Here is a 19,578-nt window from a genome sequence, read left to right as displayed (position 1 = left end):
TGCCTCCTTTCGTTTAGTAGCGAGACGGTCGCGGCCTACTAACTAAGGGAACGTAAAAATGTTCAAAATTACTCCAAATCCTCCTGAAGCCGACTCCAATTCCCCCTACGCTACGGGCATCAACGCCAAGAAGCTCGACGAAGCCGCCACCCGTGCGCTGGACTACTATCTGCGACCGAAACCGACAAAGCAGGACGAACCCCAACCGGGCCAGATCTTCACCGTTGTTAAAGACCTCGACGACGAATGCCTACTCGCCAACCTCACCGAGACTCTGGCGTCGGCGGACGCCATGGTCAGTGATCTCGCTTTCGAGCTGGAAGGGTCCAGGCGTCATGTTTTGCTGGGTATTCAGCAATTGATCGAGCTGAGTACTTTGTTGGCGAATCGGGTGTTGGATAACGTTGAGGTGCGGCAGGCGTAAGTGACGGCCAATAAAAATCCGATGCGTTGCATCGGGTTTTTAAGATTTGCCATGTAAACAGCTTTCGCAAAGCTGCGATCGGGTCGAGTGTGTCTTTGGCGACGATTAGGGCTAGCTTTAGCTTCTACAGAAAGAGGTTGGCGAGGCCGTGGCGGGTAGGTATCAACCGAACTAGGCGCCGTTCGACCGATTCTGATCGAAATGGTCAGTCGGCAAAAGGCTGCTTTCGGCCCAGAGTGTGTAAAAACGCTTCGCCAAAATTGAGTTGTGCGCGTCTACGTTAAATCTGAAATTTATCGGCACATCAGCAGATGTGGATTTCGCGTAGAAGCACGATTTCCAGTCCAGCTTTGAGTACCTGACGCGTTCAAAAACGTTTTTACACACCCTCGGCCGATAGCGTCTCGCTGGCATTGATTAGCCAGCCTTGCTCGCGATGTGATGGTGCTTCACCACACCATCGCGAGCAGGGGGTATCAGTCTGAATGACTCAGTCCCGACTTACTGCTTCTCCAACACCCACTGCCGGTCACCCGGCGTGAACGAAGGCATTTCATCCGCCAGTGCCGCATTCACGGTCTGGAAAATTTCCAGCTTCTTGCCGTCGCGAGAGAAGATCCAGGTATTGCCCTGGCCGTTCTGTTGCAGCCAGATGTTGTCGTTGCCGCCGCTCATGGACGCGCAGTCGCCGGCCAGGCACAGGGCGTAGCGGTCGGCGCCTGGTAGTCCGCTGACCTGGCCGTCGGGTTGGAACTGCACGCTGGCGCCCTGGCCAGGGCCGTTGACGATGTTCCAGGTGCCGCCCAGATAAGCGGTATACAGCGCCCGTTCGAAACTGGCGCCCAGCGGCGCCCCCTCGGGCACCTGGACCTGGGCGCGCTCGAACACTTGCTGCGGCTCGTTCTCGGTGGCGGATTGGTTCAACTGGTCGCCGTCGCGTTGCAGTTCGCTGGCGGAGCTGCCGTAGAAATCGACTTTCCACGCACCGTCTTCTTCGCCCAGCAGCTTGCCTTCGACATTCTCGAAACCGTTGGTGTAACGCGCCTGGCCGGCCCGGGTGTTGACGTCCCATTCCAGGTTCGGGCCATAGGCCTGCAGCGCCTCGCGCAGCGGGCCGCCCTTGGCGGCGGCGTCGATTGCCGCCTGGTTGATCCAGGTGCCGCTGATATCACGGTCGGCAGGGTCGCTGGCGCAGCCGCCCAACAGCAGGGCAGCCAGCGAAAGAGCAAGCGCTTTGCGCATGGTGGAATCCTTAAACGAAAACGGCGCAGCCGGGGGGAGGCTGCGCCGGGCGTGTTACTCGATGACCAGGATGGCGTCCATCTCAACCTGCGAACCCTTCGGCAGGGCTGCTACGCCGATGGCGGCGCGGGCAGGGTAAGGCTGGTCGAAGTACTTGCCCATGATCTCGTTGACCTTGGCGAAGTGGCTCAGGTCGGTGAGGAAGATGTTGAGCTTGACGATGTCCTTGAACGAACCGCCGGCAGCCTCGGCCACGGCCTTGAGGTTCTCGAACACCTGCACGGTCTGGGCTTCGAAGCCTTCTACCAGTTCCATGGTTTTCGGGTCCAGCGGGATCTGGCCCGACATGTACACGGTGTTGCCCGCCTTGATTGCCTGGGAATACGTACCGATGGCGGCCGGGGCTTTGTCGCTGGTGATAACGGTCTTGGTCATTTATGACTCCTTGTAATGGATGGGGAGCTATGCACGCATACGAGTGATACGGATGACGCCAGTCAGGGCGCGCAGCTTCTTGATCACGCGGGCCAGGTGCACGCGGTCGTGCACGCTGACCACCAGTTGGACGACGCTGATGCGGCCATCGCGCTCGTCCATGCTGATTTTTTCGATATTGCCGTCGGCGGCGTTGACGCTGCTGGCCAGCAAGGCGATCAGGCCACGCTGGTGCTCCAGTTCGACCCGCAGCTCGACATTGAATTCGCCGGTGACATCCTTGGCCCAGGAGAGCTGGATGCATTTTTCCGGGTTGTGGCGGATTTCGCTGATGTTGCGGCAGTTATCCAGGTGCACCACCATCCCTTTGCCTGCGGACAGATGGCCGACAATCGGATCGCCAGGAATCGGCGTGCAGCACTTGGCATAGCTGAGCACCAGGCCTTCGGTACCACGAATGGCCAGGGGACCTTCGGGGCTAGGCAGCTGTTCGCCTTCGCCGAGCAGGCGGCGGGCGACGACGTAGGCCATGCGATTGCCCAGGCCGATGTCTTCCAGCAGGTCTTCGATCAGTTCCAGGCGGTACTCGCTGAGCATGATCTGCACGCGTTCAGCCGGGATCTTGTCCAGGGAGCTGTCGAAACCGTTGAGGACTTTGTTGAGCAAGCGTTCGCCCAGGCTGATGGATTCAGAGCGGCGTTGAAGCTTCAGGGCGTGGCGGATGTGCGTGCGAGCCTTGCCGGTGACCACGAAATTGAGCCATGCCGGATTTGGCCGCGCGCCGGCGGCGCTGACGATTTCCACCGTGGAGCCGCTTTGCAGCGGTTCGGACAACGGTGCCAGGCGGCGGTTGATCCGGCACGCGATGCAGCTGTTGCCGACGTCGGTGTGTACTGCATAGGCAAAGTCCACCGCCGTGGAGCCTTTGGGCAGCTCCATGATCCGGCCTTTGGGCGTGAAAACGTAGACCTCGTCCGGAAACAGGTCGATCTTCACGCTTTCGATGAATTCCAGGGAGTTGCCGGCCCGCTGCTGCATTTCCAGCACGCCTTTGACCCACTGGCGGGCCCGGGCGTGGGTGCTCTTGGGTTGTTCGTCGCCGCTGGACTTGTACAGCCAGTGCGCAGCGATGCCATTGTTGGCCATCTCTTCCATTTCGCGGGTGCGGATCTGGATTTCGATCGGTACGCCGTGCATGCCGAAGAGCGTGGTGTGCAGCGACTGGTAGCCGTTGGCCTTGGGAATCGCGATGTAGTCCTTGAAGCGCCCAGGCAATGGTTTGTACAAATTATGTACAGCGCCCAGTACGCGGTAGCAGGTATCGACCTTGTCGACGATGATCCGGAACGCGTAGACGTCCATGATCTCGTTGAAGGCCCGACGCTTGCCGCGCATCTTCTTGTAGATGCCGTAGAGGTGTTTCTGTCGGCCGCTGACCTCGCCTTCGATGCCGTCGATGGTCAGGCAGTGGCTCAAGGATTCTTCGATCTTGTTGACGATTTCCTTGCGGTTGCCCCGGGCGCGCTTGACGGCCTGGTTGATCCGCGCCGAACGCATCGGGTGCATGGCCTTGAAACCGAGGTCTTCGAACTCGATGCGGATCGCGTGCATGCCCAGGCGATTGGCGATGGGCGCATAGATTTCCAGGGTTTCCTTGGCGATTCGCCGGCGTTTTTCACCGGACAACACTTCCAGGGTTCGCATGTTGTGCAGGCGGTCGGCGAGTTTGACCAGGATCACGCGAATGTCGCGCGCCATGGCCATGGCCATTTTCTGGAAGTTTTCGGCCTGGGCCTCGGCCTTGGTCTCGAAGTTCATCTGGGTCAGTTTGCTGACCCCGTCGACCAGTTCGGCCACGGTTTCGCCGAACTGCGCCTGCAGCGCTTCCTTGGCGATGCCGGTGTCTTCGATCACGTCATGCAGCATCGCCGCCATCAGGCTCTGATGGTCCATGTGCATGTCGGCAAGAATGTTCGCCACCGCAAGCGGGTGCGTGACGTACGCCTCGCCGCTGCGGCGGCGCTGGCCGTCGTGGGCTTGTTCGGCGTAGAAATAGGCTCGGCGGACCAGGTTGACCTGGTCCGTGCCGAGGTAGGCCGATAAGCGATCGGCGAGGGCGTCTATGCTCGGCATGATAATGACTCCTGCCGTTTGCTGTGACCCCGCGCCGTGCTACGTCGACCAGGCATAGGCTTAGACCGCCTCGTTGGACTCGTCCTCGAACGCTGCGAACAGCGGTTCGTCTTCAACGATTTCAGCGTTGGCGATGAACTCGTAGCTCATCAGGCCTTCGGCGATTTCACGCAGCGCTACCACGGTAGGCTTGTCGTTTTCCCACTGGACCAACGGCTCTTTGCCACCGGTGGCCAGTTGACGGGCACGCTTGGTAGAGAGCATGACCAGCTCAAAGCGGTTTTCCACGTGTTCTAGGCAGTCTTCAACGGTTACGCGGGCCATGGTATTCCTCGGAGCGAATGCAATATGCGCGCTGCCCGGTTGGGCGAGCGGACTCAACAGTTTAAAAAAACGCCAGCGTTTAGGGAAGCGCTGATTTTTTGACCAGCCCCTCGACCCGCTACAAGCTCCAATGTAAAGCCGTCGCAGCGGTTTTGGGAAGGGCTGTTCAGCCCAGCAGTTCGGCCAATAATTTACCGAAACGTTGCTGCTGGCGTTTCTGCTGCAGCTGGCTGGAGCGGAAAATCGCCTTCAGATCGTCCAGCGCGTGGGCGAAATCGTCGTTGATGATCAGGTAATCGTAGTCGACGTAGTGGCTCATTTCGCTGACCGCTTCGCGCATCCGGCCTTCGATGATGTCGTCGCTGTCCTGGCCGCGATTGGTCAGGCGCTGGCGCAAGGCCTGCTGGCTCGGTGGCAGGATAAAGATCGAACGGGCCTGGGGCATCAGCTTGCGGACCTGCTCGGCACCCTGCCAGTCGATTTCCAGGATCAGGTCGTGGCCTTCGTCCAGGGTTTGCTGCAGATAGCTTTGCGAGGTGCCATAGAGGTTGCCGAAGACTTCGGCGCGCTCGAGGAAGTCGCCGTGCTCGGCCATTTTCACGAACTGTTCGCGGTCGACGAAGTGATAGTTCACCCCGTCCACTTCGCCCGGGCGCATGGCGCGGGTGGTGTGCGAGACCGAGACGCGGATCTGCGGCTCGGCGTCGATCAGCGCCTTGACCAGGCTGGTCTTGCCGGCCCCAGAGGGCGCGGAAATGATGTAGAGAGTGCCGGTGCTGTGGGTCATGTCGGGTTAGCCTTACTCAATGTTCTGCACTTGTTCGCGCATTTGCTCGATCAACACCTTGAGGTTGACCGCAGCCTGGGTGCTGCGCGGGTCGAAGGCTTTGGAGCCCAGTGTGTTGGCTTCGCGGTTGAGTTCCTGCATCAGGAAGTCCAGGCGGCGACCGGCCGCCCCACCGGATTTGAGTACCCGGCGAACTTCAATGATGTGGGTGCTCAGGCGATCCAGTTCTTCGGCCACGTCGCTTTTTTGCGCGAGCATGACCATTTCCTGTTCCAGGCGCTGCGGGTCCAGCTCGGCCTTCATGTCGACGAAGCGGTCGAGCACTTTCTGACGTTGGGTGGCGAGCATTTGCGGGACCAGTTCGCGCAGGGTGACGACGTCTTCCTCTATGGAAGTCAGGCGCTCGTCGATCAACCGGGCCAGTTCCGCGCCTTCGCGCTCGCGGCCGGCCTTGAGTTCTTTCAGGCCTTGATTGAACAACGCCAGCGCTTCGGCATTCAGGGCCTGCGGGTCGCTCGCATCACCTACCAGCACGCCGGGCCAGGCCAGGACTTCCAGCGGGTTCAGAGGCGCGGGGTGCTTGATCAGGCTGGCGACGGTTTCGGCGGCAGCCACCAGTTGCGCGGCGCGTTCGCGGTCCACCTGCAAGGCCTTGTCGGTGCTTTCTTCGGTGAAGCGCAGGGTGCATTCCAGCTTGCCCCGGGACAGGCCCTGGCGCAGGGCTTCACGCACGCTGCCTTCAAGGTCGCGAAAGGATTCGGGCAGGCGCAGGTGCGGCTCCAGGTAGCGGCTGTTGACCGAGCGCAGTTCCCAGCTCAGCGTGCCTTGGATGCCGGCTTTCTCGACGCGGGCGAAGGCGGTCATGCTGTGCACCATGGAGATTCCTCGCAATGCAGGCGGACGCAACGGTTAGTCGTAGCGCCTGGTATCTGTGGATAAAAGCCGAAGGGCAGCAAAGGCGCAGGATTGTAGCGCAGTGAGGTGCATGCCCCCAAACCGTGCATGTGACAAAGCGCTGCGGCTCGTCGGTCAGAGGTCAAAGGGGCTTGGCTCGTTGCAGCGGTTTTTTGGAACCGCGCGACGTTTAAACTGCCCTATGGCGGCCCACGGCTCTATAATGCTCGGCAGTTTTCCGTCCTCTGTACAGGTGTTCCCTATGAAACGTCCAAGTGGTCGCGCTGCCGATCAGCTTCGCTCGATCCGCATTACCCGCAACTACACCAAACACGCCGAGGGATCTGTACTGGTCGAATTCGGTGATACCAAAGTCATCTGCACCGTCAGCGTCGAAAACGGTGTGCCACGGTTCCTCAAGGGCCAGGGTCAAGGCTGGCTGACCGCCGAATACGGCATGCTGCCGCGCTCCACCGGTGAGCGCAACCAGCGTGAGGCCAGCCGCGGCAAGCAGGGCGGACGTACCCTGGAAATCCAGCGTCTGATCGGCCGTTCGCTGCGCGCCGCGCTGGACATGTCCAAGCTCGGTGACGTGACGTTGTACGTCGATTGCGACGTGATCCAGGCTGACGGCGGCACTCGCACCGCGTCCATCACCGGCGCCATGGTCGCACTGGCCGATGCCTTGAAAGTGATCAAGAAGCGTGGCGGCCTCAAGGGCGGCGATCCGCTCAAGCAGATGATCGCCGCGGTCTCCGTGGGCATGTACCAGGGCGAGCCGGTGCTGGACCTGGACTACCTGGAAGACTCCGCCGCCGAGACCGACCTGAACGTGGTCATGACCAGCGCCGGCGGCTTCATCGAAATCCAGGGCACCGCCGAAGGCGCGCCGTTCCAGCCGGAAGAATTGAGCGCTATGCTGGAATTGGCAAAGAAAGGCATGAACGAGATTTTCGAACTGCAAAAAGCCGCACTGGCTGACTGATCGTTTCGCGCTTCAGACAAGGAGAACGTCATGAGTGATGAGCAAACCCTACTGCCCCAGCCCAGCAAGGAGGCGCGCCAATGGGCGATGTTCTGTCACTTGTCCGCCTTGTTGGGCATCTGGATTCCGTTCGGTACGCTGATCGGTCCGTTGGTGCTCTGGCAGCTCAAGCGCGAGACTGACCCGTTCATCGATGCACAAGGCAAGGAAGCGCTGAACTTCCAGATCACTGTGGCAATTGCCTCGGCGATCAGCCTGCTCCTGATGATCGTGGTGATCGGCTTCTTCCTGTTCGGGCTGGTGGCTATCGGTGCGCTGGTGCTGACCATCATCGGTGGAGTGAAGGCCAATGAAGGGCAGCCGTATCGGTATCCGTTTACCTGGCGGCTGGTCAAATAACGATCAACGAGTAACCACTTGTGGGAGCGAGCCTGCTCGCGATAGCGGTTCATCATTCAACACAAATGTTGGCTGACCCACCGCCATCGCGAGCAGGCTCGCTCCCACAGTAAAAAGGGTTGCCCACAAAAAAACCGACATGGCTGTCGGTTTTTTTGTGGCTGCGAAACGACACTCAGATCGTCAGCGTCCAGTCGTAATCCACGATCAGTGGCGCATGCTGCGAGAACCGTGGCTGGCGCGGCAGGCGAGCGCTGCGCACGAAGCGGCGCAGACCTGGCGTCAGCAACTGGTAGTCGAAACGCCAGCCGAGGTTGAGCATCTCGGCCTGTTCGTTGTCTGGCCACCAGCTGTATTGGTCGCCTTCACGGCTGACTTCCCGCAGGGCGTCAACATAGCCCATGTTGCCGACAATCTCGTCCATCCAGGCCCGTTCCGGCGCCAGGAAACCCGGGGATTGCTGGCTGTCGCGCCAGTTCTTGATATCCAGCTTCTGTTGCGCCACGTACAGCGAGCCACAATAGATGTACTCGCGACGTTTGCGCCGCTGTTTATCCAGATAACGGGCGAAGTCGTCCATCAACTTGAATTTCTGATTCAAATCTTCATCGCCGTTCTGCCCCGAAGGGAGCAGTAAGGTCGCGATGCTGACCTTGTCGAAATCGGCCTGCAGGTAGCGCCCGTAGCGGTCCGCCGTCTCGAAACCGAGACCGTTGATGACAGCCTTCGGTTGCAGCCGCGAGTACAAAGCCACGCCACCCTGGGCGGGGACTTCGGCATCGCAGGCATAAAGGAAGTAACCATCCAGTTGGAAGGCTGCATCGTCCAGTTCAAAGGCGGAGGCGCGGGTGTCCTGCAGGCAGATGACGTCGGCATTCTGTGCTTGCAGCCAACTGAGCAACCCTCGCTCCACTGCAGCCTGAATACCATTGACGTTCACACTGATGATCCGCATAAATGGCCCCAAAAATCACGTGCGTGTATGATACACGGCGTGTACCTATTTAGCTAAATCCGTGGTATTTGGGGCTTTTTTCATGCAGGCGTATCAGCGCGATTTCATTCGTTTTGCCATCGATCGCGGCGTTTTGCGCTTCGGTGAGTTCACCCTCAAGTCCGGCCGCACGAGCCCGTACTTCTTCAATGCCGGCCTGTTCAACACCGGTGCCGCCCTGGCGCAACTGGGCCGTTTCTATGCGGCGGCCATTGTCGAAAGCGGCATTCCGTTCGACGTGCTGTTCGGCCCGGCCTACAAAGGCATTCCTCTGGCTGCCACTACTGCCGTCGCCCTGGCCGAACACCACGGCCGCGACCTGCCCTGGTGCTTCAACCGCAAGGAAGCCAAGGCTCATGGTGAAGGGGGCAGCCTGGTGGGCGCGCCGCTGACCGGTGAAGTGCTGATCATCGACGACGTGATCACCGCCGGCACCGCCATTCGTGAAGTGATGCAGATCATCGGTTCCCAGGAAGGCGCCAAGGCCGCCGGTGTGCTGATCGCCCTGAATCGCCAAGAGCGCGGCAACGGTGAGTTGTCGGCGATCCAGGAAGTGGAGCGTGACTTCAACATTCCGGTGGTCAGCATCGTGTCGCTGACCCAGGTGCTGGAGTTTTTGGCCGACGACCCGCAGCTCAAGCAGCATTTGCCGGCGGTTGAGGCTTATCGGGCGCAGTTCGGCGTCTGAAATGGCTCCTGATTTTGATCTTGTGGCGAGGGAGCTTGCTCCCGCTGGGCCGCGTAGCGGCCCCAACATGTTGGCGATCGCTGCGCAATCGAGCGGGAGCAAGCTCCCTCGCCACAAAAACATCATCTGAAAAGTGGTGTAAAAAAAGACCCCGCTCAGTCTGGCTGAGCGGGGTCTTTTTATGGGTGTCGCTTACGGCCGCTTGCGATTACTGATCAACGTACCCACGCCGGTATCGGTGAAGATCTCCAGCAGGATCGCATTCGGTACGCGACCGTCGATGATCAAGGAACTGCCAACGCCGCCCTGGACCGCTTCCAGTGCGCAGCGGATCTTTGGCAGCATGCCGCCGTAGATGGTGCCGTCGGCGATCAGTTCATCGACCTGTTGAGTCGACAATCCGGTCAGGACCTTGCCGGTCTTGTCCATCAGGCCGGCGATGTTGGTCAGCAGCATCAGCTTTTCGGCTTTCAGTGCTTCGGCAACCTTGCCCGCCACCAGGTCGGCGTTGATGTTGTACGACTCACCGTTGGCGCCGACGCCGATGGGCGCGATTACCGGGATGAAGTCGCCCTTGACCAGCAGGTTCAGCAAGTCGGTGTTGATGCCGACCACTTCGCCCACATGGCCGATGTCGATGATTTCCGGCTGGGTCATCTCCGGCGTCTGGCGGGTGACGGTGAGTTTCTTCGCCCGGATCAGCTCGGCGTCTTTACCTGTCAGGCCGATGGCGCTGCCGCCATGCCGGTTGATCAGGTTGACGATGTCCTTGTTGACCTGGCCGCCGAGGACCATCTCCACCACATCCATGGTCTGCGCGTCGGTGACGCGCATGCCGTCGATGAAGTGGCTCTCGATCGACAGGCGCTTGAGCAGGTCGCCGATCTGCGGGCCACCACCGTGAACGACCACCGGGTTGATGCCCACAGCCTTCATCAGCACGATGTCGCGAGCGAAGCCGGTTTTCAGCTCCTCGCTTTCCATCGCGTTGCCGCCGTATTTGATCACCAGGGTCTTGCCGACATAGCGTCGGATATAAGGCAACGCTTCGGACAGGACCTTGGCGGTATTGGCGGCGGCTTCGCGTTCGAGGGTCATTCAGGGCTCCGGTGGTGCTTCAAAAATCAGAACGGTAGTTGAAGATCAGGTGCAACACGTTTGAGTTGGGTGTGGAACACATCCTTGATGCGCTGCAGTTCGGCTTCGTTGTCGGCTTCGAAACGCAGCACCAGCACCGGCGTGGTGTTGGATGCGCGAACCAGGCCCCAGCCTTGGGGATAGTCGACCCGCACACCATCGATGGTGGTCAGTTCGGCCCCTTCGCCCCATTGAGCGTCGTGCAGTGCATCAATGATGCTGAATTTGCTCTCTTCGGTCACATGGATATTGATTTCCGGCGTAGAAATATCGTTCGGGAAGGTCGCGAAGAGCTCTTCGGCCGTGGATTTCTCTTTGCTGAGGATCTCCAGCAGGCGTGCGGCGCTGTAGATGCCGTCGTCGAAACCGAACCAGCGCTCCTTGAAGAAGATGTGGCCGCTCATTTCGCCGGCCAGCAGGGCGCCACTCTCTTTCATTTTCTTCTTGATCAACGAGTGGCCGGTTTTCCACATCAGTGGGCGACCGCCGTATTCCTTGATCAGCGGCACCAGGCGGCGGGTGCATTTAACGTCGAAAATGATTTCGGCGTTCGGATTGCGCGCCACCACGTCACGGGCGAACAGCATCAGCAAGCGGTCCGGGAACACGACGCTGCCGGTGTTGGTGACCACGCCCACGCGGTCGCCGTCGCCGTCGAAGGCCAGGCCCAGGTCGGCGTTGGTTTCCTCGACCTTGGCGATCAGGTCTTGCAGGTTTTCCAGCTTGCCCGGGTCCGGGTGATGGTTGGGGAAGTTGCCGTCCACTTCGCAGAACAGCGGGATGACTTCGCAGTTCAGGGCTTCAATCAGTTGTGGGGCGATCACGCCGGCCGCGCCGTTGCCGCAATCGACCACCACTTTCAGGCGGCGGGCGAGCTTCACATCCTTGACGATTTCATCGTTGTAGCGCCCCAGGATGTCCACCTTGGTGACGCTGCCCTGGCCGCTGCTCAGGTCATTGGTCTTGAGGCGGGTGTGCAAGGCCTGGATCTGCTCGTTGGCGAGGGTGTCGCCGGCGATGACGATCTTGAAGCCGTTGTAGTTCGACGGGTTGTGGCTGCCAGTGAGCATCACGCCGGATTTACCGGCCAGCACGTTGGCGGCGTAGTACAGCGCTGGCGTCGGCACCAGGCCCACGTCGCTGACATGGCAACCACTGTCGGCAACCCCTTTGATCAATTGTTCAACCAGCTCGGGGCCGGACAAGCGACCATCGCGACCGACGCACACGTTCGGTTCACCCTGGGCCAGGCTCTGGGAGCCGATGGCGCGGCCGATCCAATAGGCGGTTTCGGCGGTGAGGGTCTCCGGTACCACGCCACGGATGTCGTAGGCGCGGAAGATGCTATCAGGAAAAATTGGGGCGATTGCGGCTGGGGTGTTCATGGGCGGGGCGCTCTATCAGGAAGATGACTGGACAGGCCGACGGTTCGCGTCGGCAGGCTCAAACTGAAGGGTATGACGGCGTTTTTGGCAGAGAGTTCGTGGTGGGAAAGTGCCATGAGACAGCGTTACCTCGCCTCTATCGCCTAATACATTGATTCCAAGTGGGAAACCCTGCAGCCAGCCTGTGGGCATTTTTCGTCCTGAAACAGAAGCTTAATAAAGGGGCCGGGCGAGACGCCCGGCCTGAAACTGCTGGATCAGTGGCTGCCGGAATGCCCGAAGCCGCCAGCGCCGCGCTGGCTCTCGTCGAATTCTTCCACCAGTTCGAAGTGCGCCTGGACCACCGGTACCAGCACCAGTTGGGCGATGCGCTCGCCCACGGCGATGTTGAATGCCGTTTGACCACGGTTCCAGCACGACACCATCAGTTCGCCTTGGTAATCGGAGTCGATCAGGCCCACCAGGTTGCCCAGTACGATGCCATGCTTATGGCCCAGGCCCGAGCGCGGCAGGATCAACGCAGCCAGGCCCGGGTCGCCGATGTACACCGACAGGCCGGTTGGGATCAGCAGGGTCTGGCCGGGCTCCAGGACGGTGTCCTGCTTGAGCATGGCCCGCAGATCGAGGCCGGCGGAACCCGGTGTGGCGTAATGCGGCAGCGGGAATTCGGTGCCGATGCGAGGGTCGAGGATCTTGGCTTGTAGAGCGTGCATGTCAATTAAACCTGGTTCAGCCGTTCGGCGATAAAAGTGATCAGCTGGCGGGCAATCTTGCTCTTGCTGGTCTGGGCGAAAAGGGTGGCATGCAACTGGCGGTCGATCACGCTGCAGGCGTTTTCTTCGCTGTTGAAGCCAATGCTCGGGTTGGCGACGTCGTTGGCGACGATCAAGTCCAGGTTCTTGTCCTTGAGCTTGCGCGCGGCGTAATCGAGCAGGTGCTCGGTTTCGGCGGCGAAGCCGACACTGAACGGACGGTCCGGGCGGGTGGCGATGGTCGCGAGGATGTCCGGGTTGCGCACCATTTGTAGTAGCAGGCCGTCGCCGCTCGTAGGGTCTTTCTTAAGTTTTTGCGGGGCGACTACCTCGGGGCGGTAGTCCGCCACCGCCGCCGAGGCGATGAACAGGTCGCACGGGATAGCCGCTTCGCAGGCCGCCAGCATGTCCCGGGCGCTGACCACGTCGATGCGGGTCACCCGATCAGGGGTCGGCAAATGCACGGGGCCGGTGATCAGCGTGACCCGGGCGCCGGCTTCCACGGCGGCTTCGGCCAGGGCGAAGCCCATTTTCCCGGAGCTGTGGTTGGTGATGTAGCGCACCGGGTCGATGTTTTCCTGGGTCGGTCCGGCGGTGATCAGCACATGCTTGCCGGTCAGTGCCTGGCGCTGGAAGCAGTCGGCGGCGCACTGGGCCAGGTCGTTGGCTTCGAGCATGCGTCCCATGCCGACATCGCCGCAGGCCTGGCTGCCGGAAGCCGGGCCAAAGACTTTCAGGTCGCGGCTTTGGAGCAATTGCAGATTGGCCTGGGTGGCCGGATCGCGCCACATGGCCTGGTTCATGGCTGGGGCGAGGGCAACCACGGCGTCGGTGGCGAGCACCAGGGTGGTCAGCAAATCATCGGCGATGCCTTGGGCCAGGCGGGCGATCAGGTCGGCCGTGGCTGGGGCGATCAGCACCAGGTCGGCCCACTTGGCCAGTTCGATATGACCCATGGCGGCTTCGGCCGCCGGGTCGAGCAGATCCAGGTGGACAGGGTGCCCGGACAGGGCCTGCATGGTCAGCGGGGTGATGAATTCACTGCCGCCGCGAGTCATGACGACCCGTACTTCCGCGCCCTGGTCGATAAGCCTGCGGACCAGCTCGGCGCTCTTGTAGGCGGCAATGCCGCCGCCGACGCCCAGAACGATGCGTTTCCGATACAGCCGCTGCATAGGCCTGCCTTTCGATTTCAATGGTCAGTGCAGGACGAACCCCTCGGCAGCAGCCTGCCTGGGTGCAAATCGCCTGCAAAAAAGATGGGCTACGATATCACAGCGACCGCTACGGAACAGCGGCGCCCACAATCAGGGAGATGCTATGAGTATTCGCGACTGGCCGGTGGCCGAGCGGCCACGGGAGAGGTTACTGGAGTTGGGATCGGCGAGTCTTTCGGACGCCGAGCTTTTGGCGATTTTCTTGCGCACGGGTGTGTCGGGTAAAAGCGCCGTGGACCTGGCGCGACATCTGCTGCATCAATTTGGTGGCCTGCGGGTTTTGCTCGAGGCTGATCTGCGTACCTTCAACGCACATCTGGGGCTGGGCCCGGCGAAATTCGCGCAGTTGCAGGCCGTGCTGGAGATGGGGCGTCGGCATCTGGCCGAAAATTTGCGGCGGGAATCGGTGCTGGAGAGCCCGCTGGCCGTGCGGGACTACCTCAAGGCCATGTTGCGTCACGAGCCTCATGAAGTGTTTGGATGTCTGTTCCTCGATTCCCGGCATCGGGTGCTGGCGTATGAGGCGTTGTTTCGCGGTTCCATCGACAGCGCGAGTGTCTATCCCCGGCAGGTGGTCAAGCGCGCCCTGGCCCATAACGCCGCAGCGTTGATCCTGTGCCACAACCACCCCTCCGGCAACACCGAGCCCAGCCAGGCCGACCGGGTACTCACTGAGCGGCTTCAGGAAGCACTGGAGTTGATCGATGTGCGGGTGCTCGACCACTTCATCGTCGGCGATGGTGAGCCGCTGTCCATGGCGGAGTATGGGTGGATGTAGCCACGGTCAGGCTTGAATAATCCCTTGTGGGAGCAAAGCTTGCTCGCGATAGCGGTTTTACAGCCAACAGAAGTGTTGTATGTAACGACGTCATCGCGAGCAAGCTTTGCTCCCACAGGGGGGGCTGGCAGTGGTTACTTGATACTGACCTTGGAGTAATCCTGCCGCCCAAACGGGCTGACCGAGTAACCCTGCACATCCTTGCGGGTCAGGGCGAACGCGGTCGGGTGCGCCAGGGGCAGCCACAGGGCCTGTTGCTGGATCTGCGCCTGGGCCTGCTCATAGAGTTTGGTGCGCACGCCCTGCTCGCTCGTGGTTTTGCCGGCACTGATCACTTTATCCAGGTCCGGGTTGCAATAACGGGCGAAGTTGGTGCCGGACTTGAGTGCCGCGCAGGAAAACTGCGGCGTGAGGAAGTTGTCCGGGTCACCGTTGTCACCGGCCCAGCCCATGAACAGCAAGTCATGTTCGCCGGCCTTGGCGCGACGGATCAGTTCGCCCCATTCGATCACGCGGATCTCGGCCTGAATGCCGATCTGCGCCAGGTCGGCCTGCAGCAACTGCGCGCCCAGGCTGGGGTTGGGGTTCAGCAGGCTGCCGGAAGGGCGGGTCCAGATGGTGGTCTGAAAGCCGTCCTTCAAACCGGCCCTGGCCAGAAGATCACGGGCCTTGGCCGGGTCATGGGCGTAACCGGGCAAGTTTTTGGCGTAGCTCCAGGTGTTCGGAGGGTAGGGGCCCTTGGCCGCTTCGGCGGTGCCCTCGAAAACGGCCTTGAGGTAGCTGGCCTTGTCGAAGGCCAGGTTGACGGCTTGTCGAACCTCGGGTTTGTCGAAGGGCGGGTGCTGGCTGTTGATCGCCACGAACGCGGTCATGAAGGCGTCGGTCTGCGCCACTTTCAACGTTGGCTCCTGCCTGGCGGCCTGGACGTCCTGCGGCTTGGGTGACAGGGCGATCTGGCATTCGTTGCGCCGCAGTTTTTGCAGGCGCACATTCGCGTCCGGCGTGATGGCGAAGATCAGCGGATCCACCTGGGGCTTGCCAGCGAAATAGTCGTGGTTGGCCTTGTAGCGAATCGAAGCGTCTTTCTGGAACCGGTTGAAAATAAACGGGCCTGTGCCGATGGGCTGATTGTTGAGTGCTTCTGGCGTACCGGCTTTCATCAACTGATCGGCGTATTCGGCCGAATATATGGAGGCAAAGCCCATGCTCAAGGTGGCCAGGAAGGTCGAATCCGCATGATCGAGGATGAAGCGCACGGTCAGCGGGTCCAGCGCGTCGATTTTCTTGATCAAGCTCGGTAGCTGCATGGACTGGGCGTGGGGGAAACCGCTCTGGGCGATTTTGTGCCAAGGGTTTGCCGGGTCAAGCATGCGTTCGAAGCTGAACTTGACGTCCTCGGCGGTCAGATCGCGGCGCGGCGTGAAGTATTCGGTCCGGTGGAATTTGACCTGGGGGCGCAGCTTGAACACGTAGGTCAGTCCATCGGACGAGACTTCCCAGCTCTCGGCGAGGCTGGGGATGACCTTGCCGCTGGCGGTGTCGAAATCCACCATGCGGTTCATCAGCACGTCGGCGGATGCGTTGGTGGTGGTCAGCGAATTGTACTGAACGACATCGAATCCTTCCGGGCTGGCCTCGGTGCAAACGCTCAGGGCGGCGGCCTGGGCCAGCGGGCTGATCAGCAGAGGGGCGAGCAACAGTGGGAGGGCAGCGAGGCGCATGGTCGGTTTCCTGTGCAAGTCGAAGGCCCATCTGCATGTGCAGTCTGGAAAAGACCTACCCTAGTGGCCTCGTTGGAAAATGACTATCCCCTTTTTGCATTTTCCGGCACCCTGCGACGCTGTATTAACGGCTCAAGCTCGGCATCGGTTAAAAAAACCGGCCTGCAGCGACGAGCGGTCAAAGGCGGCGCCAGCCTGTGCCCCAGCCGTTCGGGGGCGTTACGCGTCGCTTTCCAACGAAGACAAATCACACCGGCAGTTGTTGCACTGTGGTCTTTCTGGTATAAAGCAGCGCTCTTTTCTAGGGGCCCGGTTCCTTCACTGTAGGTGTAGCCGGTAAGACCCTTAAAGAAACGCGGCGCCTGGCGCCAAATGACTGAGAGATTAAGCGGCCAACCCATGCCGGGTTGGGCATGTGGTTTTAGAGGGCTGAGGCATGTCGAGAGTCTGTCAAGTTACCGGTAAGGGTCCGGTGACTGGGAATAACATTTCCCACGCAAACAACAAAACCCGTCGTCGTTTCCTGCCGAACCTGCAGCATCACCGCTTCTGGGTTGAAGAAGAGAAACGTTTTGTGCGTCTGCGCGTATCTGCCAAAGGCATGCGTATCATCGACAAGCGTGGCATCAGTGTCGTGCTCGCCGAACTTCGCCGCGATGGCAAGATTTAAGGGAGCTAATCATGCGTGAATTGATTCGTTTGATCTCGAGCGCCGGTACTGGTCACTTCTACACTACCGACAAGAACAAGCGTACTACCCCGGACAAAATCGAGATCAAGAAATATGATCCGGTTGTTCGCAAGCACGTGATCTACAAGGAAGGCAAAATCAAGTAATTGATTTTTCCCTTCTTACGAAAAAGGCCCGTATCGCAAGATACGGGCCTTTTTTGTTGCCGGATTTTTGTTGCCTGTTGGGGCCTCATCGCGAGCAGGCTCGCTCCCACATTGGCGCTGCGTAACGCTCGAGTTCCAGGCAAGCACCATTCCCTGTGGGAGCGAGCCTGCTCGCGATGAGGCCAGGTCTAACGATGCAAATCCTCAAACCTTCTGTTCAAACACCACATAAATCTTGCGGCACGCCTCCAACACTTCCCAAGTGCCCGTGAACCCCGCGGGGATCACGAAGCGGTCACCGGCCCGCAGGGTCTTGGCATTGCCATCATTGTCCCGCAGCACGGAAACGCCCTGGACGATCTCGCAGTATTCATGTTCGGTGTAGTTGACCGTCCACTGGCCGACCGCGCCTTCCCACACGCCTGCATTCATTTGCCCGCAAGGGCTGCTGTAGTGGTTGAACACCGTTTGTTCGGGATCACCCTTGAGTACCTTGGCTGCGTCCGGGCGATAGCGTTCGGCGGTGGTACTGGCCTGACTGAAATCGACGATGTCCTGGATGCTCATGCGGCAATTCTCCGGTAATGACGGCGCGAATGGCTGGAAGAGCCAAAGTCTATGTTTATTAAAACGAACATCGCAAGGCCGTTTGCTAGCGTTGTGTCAAATATATTGAAACATTACCAGCCGCTGGTTTAGGGTGGCGGGTGCCCCGCGCCGAAAACAGCGCCGAAAACAGGCCGGCCGGGCAGAATTCGTGGAGCGCTGCGCATCGCGTGGCGTTCGTACTCAATAAGAGGAGGACACTCGCATGACCACCCTGACTCGTGCCGACTGGGAACAACGCGCCCGCGACCTGACCATCGAAGGCCGTGCCTTCATCAACGGCGAATACACCGATGCGGTGTCCGGCGAAACCTTTGACTGCCTCAGCCCGGTGGATGGCCGTGTGCTGGGCAAGATCGCCAGTTGCGACGTCGCCGACGCCCAACGTGCCGTCGAAAACGCCCGCGCCACCTTCAACTCCGGTGTCTGGTCGCGCCTGGCGCCGAGCAAGCGTAAAGCGACCATGATTCGCTTTGCCGGCCTGCTCAAGCAGAACGCCGAAGAACTGGCGCTGCTCGAAACCCTGGACATGGGCAAACCGATCAGCGACTCCTTGAATATCGATGTTCCCGGTGCAGCTCAAGCGTTGAGCTGGAGCGGTGAAGCCATCGACAAGATTTACGATGAAGTGGCCGCGACCCCCCACGATCAGTTGGGCCTGGTGACCCGTGAACCGGTGGGCGTCGTAGGCGCTATCGTGCCGTGGAATTTCCCACTGATGATGGCCTGCTGGAAGCTCGGCCCGGCGCTGTCCACCGGTAACTCGGTGGTGCTCAAGCCGTCGGAAAAATCCCCGCTCACCGCTATCCGCATTGCCGCATTGGCAGTGGAGGCCGGTATTCCCAAGGGCGTGCTCAACGTGCTGCCGGGCTACGGCCACACGGTTGGCAAGGCCCTGGCCCTGCACATGGATGTCGATACCCTGGTGTTCACCGGTTCCACCAAAATCGCCAAGCAACTGATGGTTTACTCGGGCGAGTCCAACATGAAGCGTGTCTGGCTGGAAGCCGGCGGCAAGAGCCCGAACATCGTGTTCGCCGATGCCCCGGACCTGCAAGCGGCCGCCGAGTCCGCCGCCAGCGCCATTGCCTTCAACCAGGGCGAAGTCTGCACCGCCGGCTCGCGACTGTTGGTGGAGCGTTCCATCAAGGACACCTTCCTGCCGCTGGTGATTGAAGCGCTCAAGGGCTGGAAACCTGGCAACCCCCTGGACCCGGCCACCAATGTCGGCGCCCTGGTGGATACCCAGCAGATGAACACCGTGCTGTCCTACATCGAGGCCGGTCACAGCGACGGCGCCAAGCTGGTGGCCGGCGGCAAGCGGATCCTCGAAGAAACCGGCGGCACCTATGTCGAGCCGACGATTTTCGACGGGGTGAGCAACGCCATGAAAATCGCCCAGGAAGAGATTTTCGGTCCGGTGCTGTCGGTCATCGCTTTCGATACCGCCGAGGAGGCCATCCAGATCGCCAACGACACGCCGTACGGCCTGGCCGCGGCGGTATGGACCAAGGACATTTCCAAGGCTCACCTGACCGCCAAGGCGCTGCGTGCTGGCAGCGTTTGGGTCAATCAGTATGACGGCGGCGACATGACCGCACCGTTCGGCGGCTTCAAGCAGTCGGGTAACGGCCGCGACAAGTCGCTGCATGCGTTCGACAAGTACACCGAGCTGAAGGCGACCTGGATCAAGCTCTGACAGGGGCGGCCCCGGATCCTGTTCGGGGCTGCATGCAGTGCTGGTCCCCTGTGGGAGCGAGCCTGCTCGCGATAGCGGTGTGACAGTCGACGACTCTGTTGAATGTTGCGCCGCTATCGCGAGCAGGCTCGCTCCCACAGT

Annotated in this window: 20 protein-coding genes and 1 pseudogene; 8 read left to right on the top strand and 13 right to left on the bottom strand. The window is 60.5% G+C overall.

Features of this window, described 5'->3' with window-relative positions; genetic code table 11:
- Positions 1–58: 58 nt before the first annotated feature.
- Positions 59–424 carry a DUF6124 family protein gene (locus tag GKKCFE_RS25080; protein WP_445577225.1) on the top strand — a complete coding sequence of 122 codons (366 nt, stop codon included), beginning with the start codon at positions 59–61 and terminating at the stop codon, positions 422–424.
- 501 nt (positions 425–925) lie between these two features.
- Here the strand turns inward: GKKCFE_RS25080 and GKKCFE_RS25075 are convergent.
- From GKKCFE_RS25075 to GKKCFE_RS25050, 6 genes are all read right to left on the bottom strand, one after another.
- The gene (locus GKKCFE_RS25075; protein WP_076383093.1) at positions 926–1,666 is read right to left on the bottom strand and encodes a hypothetical protein; all 741 of its coding nucleotides are present in this window, start codon (positions 1,664–1,666) and stop codon (positions 926–928) included.
- 54 nt (positions 1,667–1,720) lie between these two features.
- Positions 1,721–2,101, bottom strand: coding sequence for a RidA family protein (locus GKKCFE_RS25070; protein ID WP_003229509.1), 381 nt, complete (start codon positions 2,099–2,101; stop codon positions 1,721–1,723).
- Positions 2,102–2,128: 27 nt separating this feature from the next.
- Complete coding sequence (gene spoT / locus GKKCFE_RS25065; protein ID WP_047226172.1) at positions 2,129–4,234, bottom strand: bifunctional GTP diphosphokinase/guanosine-3',5'-bis pyrophosphate 3'-pyrophosphohydrolase; 2,106 nt, start codon at positions 4,232–4,234, stop codon at positions 2,129–2,131.
- Between the two features lie 60 nt (positions 4,235–4,294).
- Positions 4,295–4,558 carry a DNA-directed RNA polymerase subunit omega gene (gene rpoZ, locus GKKCFE_RS25060; protein WP_003177259.1) on the bottom strand — a complete coding sequence of 88 codons (264 nt, stop codon included), beginning with the start codon at positions 4,556–4,558 and terminating at the stop codon, positions 4,295–4,297.
- A gap of 166 nt (positions 4,559–4,724) precedes the next feature.
- Entirely contained in the window at positions 4,725–5,345 is a 621-nt protein-coding gene (gene gmk / locus GKKCFE_RS25055) for a guanylate kinase (RefSeq protein ID WP_445577224.1), read from the bottom strand.
- Positions 5,346–5,357: 12 nt separating this feature from the next.
- Positions 5,358–6,221, bottom strand: coding sequence for a YicC/YloC family endoribonuclease (locus GKKCFE_RS25050; RefSeq protein WP_139048875.1), 864 nt, complete (start codon positions 6,219–6,221; stop codon positions 5,358–5,360).
- 280 nt (positions 6,222–6,501) lie between these two features.
- Between GKKCFE_RS25050 and rph the strand changes: the two genes are divergently transcribed.
- Both rph and GKKCFE_RS25040 read left to right on the top strand, forming a co-directional pair.
- Positions 6,502–7,224 (top strand): ribonuclease PH, encoded by a 723-nt coding sequence (gene rph / locus GKKCFE_RS25045; protein WP_047226169.1) that lies wholly within the window; start codon positions 6,502–6,504, stop codon positions 7,222–7,224.
- Positions 7,225–7,254: 30 nt separating this feature from the next.
- On the top strand, positions 7,255–7,623 hold the full coding sequence (locus GKKCFE_RS25040) for a DUF4870 domain-containing protein (RefSeq protein WP_047226168.1): 369 nt from the start codon (positions 7,255–7,257) through the stop codon (positions 7,621–7,623).
- Positions 7,624–7,798: 175 nt separating this feature from the next.
- On the opposite strand, the gene GKKCFE_RS25035 is transcribed toward GKKCFE_RS25040, so the two are convergent.
- Positions 7,799–8,578, bottom strand: coding sequence for an exodeoxyribonuclease III (locus GKKCFE_RS25035; protein ID WP_003177265.1), 780 nt, complete (start codon positions 8,576–8,578; stop codon positions 7,799–7,801).
- An 82-nt stretch (positions 8,579–8,660) separates the two neighbouring features.
- Between GKKCFE_RS25035 and pyrE the strand changes: the two genes are divergently transcribed.
- Entirely contained in the window at positions 8,661–9,305 is a 645-nt protein-coding gene (gene pyrE, locus GKKCFE_RS25030) for an orotate phosphoribosyltransferase (RefSeq protein ID WP_047226167.1), read from the top strand.
- 192 nt (positions 9,306–9,497) lie between these two features.
- On the opposite strand, the gene argB is transcribed toward pyrE, so the two are convergent.
- From argB to coaBC, 4 genes and pseudogenes are all read right to left on the bottom strand, one after another.
- Positions 9,498–10,403 carry an acetylglutamate kinase gene (gene argB, locus GKKCFE_RS25025; RefSeq protein WP_047226166.1) on the bottom strand — a complete coding sequence of 302 codons (906 nt, stop codon included), beginning with the start codon at positions 10,401–10,403 and terminating at the stop codon, positions 9,498–9,500.
- Positions 10,404–10,429: 26 nt separating this feature from the next.
- Positions 10,430–11,833: pseudogene (locus tag GKKCFE_RS25020) on the bottom strand (phosphomannomutase/phosphoglucomutase); the annotation flags it as partial.
- 251 nt (positions 11,834–12,084) lie between these two features.
- Positions 12,085–12,540: a dUTP diphosphatase gene (dut, locus tag GKKCFE_RS25015; protein WP_047226164.1), complete on the bottom strand. Its 456-nt coding sequence runs from the start codon at positions 12,538–12,540 to the stop codon at positions 12,085–12,087.
- A gap of 5 nt (positions 12,541–12,545) precedes the next feature.
- The gene (gene coaBC, locus GKKCFE_RS25010) at positions 12,546–13,754 is read right to left on the bottom strand and encodes a bifunctional phosphopantothenoylcysteine decarboxylase/phosphopantothenate--cysteine ligase CoaBC (protein WP_047226163.1); all 1,209 of its coding nucleotides are present in this window, start codon (positions 13,752–13,754) and stop codon (positions 12,546–12,548) included.
- 145 nt (positions 13,755–13,899) lie between these two features.
- On the opposite strand from coaBC, the gene radC reads away from it, so the two are divergent.
- Positions 13,900–14,574 carry a RadC family protein gene (gene radC / locus GKKCFE_RS25005; RefSeq protein WP_047226162.1) on the top strand — a complete coding sequence of 225 codons (675 nt, stop codon included), beginning with the start codon at positions 13,900–13,902 and terminating at the stop codon, positions 14,572–14,574.
- Positions 14,575–14,708: 134 nt separating this feature from the next.
- Here radC and GKKCFE_RS25000 read toward each other — a convergent pair whose 3' ends face one another.
- Positions 14,709–16,295, bottom strand: coding sequence for an ABC transporter substrate-binding protein (locus GKKCFE_RS25000; protein ID WP_445577223.1), 1,587 nt, complete (start codon positions 16,293–16,295; stop codon positions 14,709–14,711).
- A gap of 436 nt (positions 16,296–16,731) precedes the next feature.
- Here GKKCFE_RS25000 and rpmB point away from each other — a divergent pair, with 436 nt between their 5' ends.
- Entirely contained in the window at positions 16,732–16,965 is a 234-nt protein-coding gene (gene rpmB, locus GKKCFE_RS24995) for a 50S ribosomal protein L28 (protein WP_003229474.1), read from the top strand.
- 11 nt (positions 16,966–16,976) lie between these two features.
- Positions 16,977–17,132 (top strand): 50S ribosomal protein L33, encoded by a 156-nt coding sequence (gene rpmG, locus GKKCFE_RS24990; protein ID WP_003177274.1) that lies wholly within the window; start codon positions 16,977–16,979, stop codon positions 17,130–17,132.
- Positions 17,133–17,336: 204 nt separating this feature from the next.
- On the opposite strand, the gene GKKCFE_RS24985 is transcribed toward rpmG, so the two are convergent.
- Positions 17,337–17,699 carry a cupin domain-containing protein gene (locus tag GKKCFE_RS24985; protein ID WP_076383089.1) on the bottom strand — a complete coding sequence of 121 codons (363 nt, stop codon included), beginning with the start codon at positions 17,697–17,699 and terminating at the stop codon, positions 17,337–17,339.
- A 244-nt stretch (positions 17,700–17,943) separates the two neighbouring features.
- On the opposite strand from GKKCFE_RS24985, the gene GKKCFE_RS24980 reads away from it, so the two are divergent.
- The gene (locus GKKCFE_RS24980) at positions 17,944–19,437 is read left to right on the top strand and encodes an aldehyde dehydrogenase (RefSeq protein ID WP_107321363.1); all 1,494 of its coding nucleotides are present in this window, start codon (positions 17,944–17,946) and stop codon (positions 19,435–19,437) included.
- The last annotated feature ends 141 nt before the right edge of the window (positions 19,438–19,578 follow it).

It is taken from the genome of Pseudomonas sp. E141 (assembly GCF_052659885.1).
This window is presented reverse-complemented; position numbering and strand designations above follow the sequence as displayed.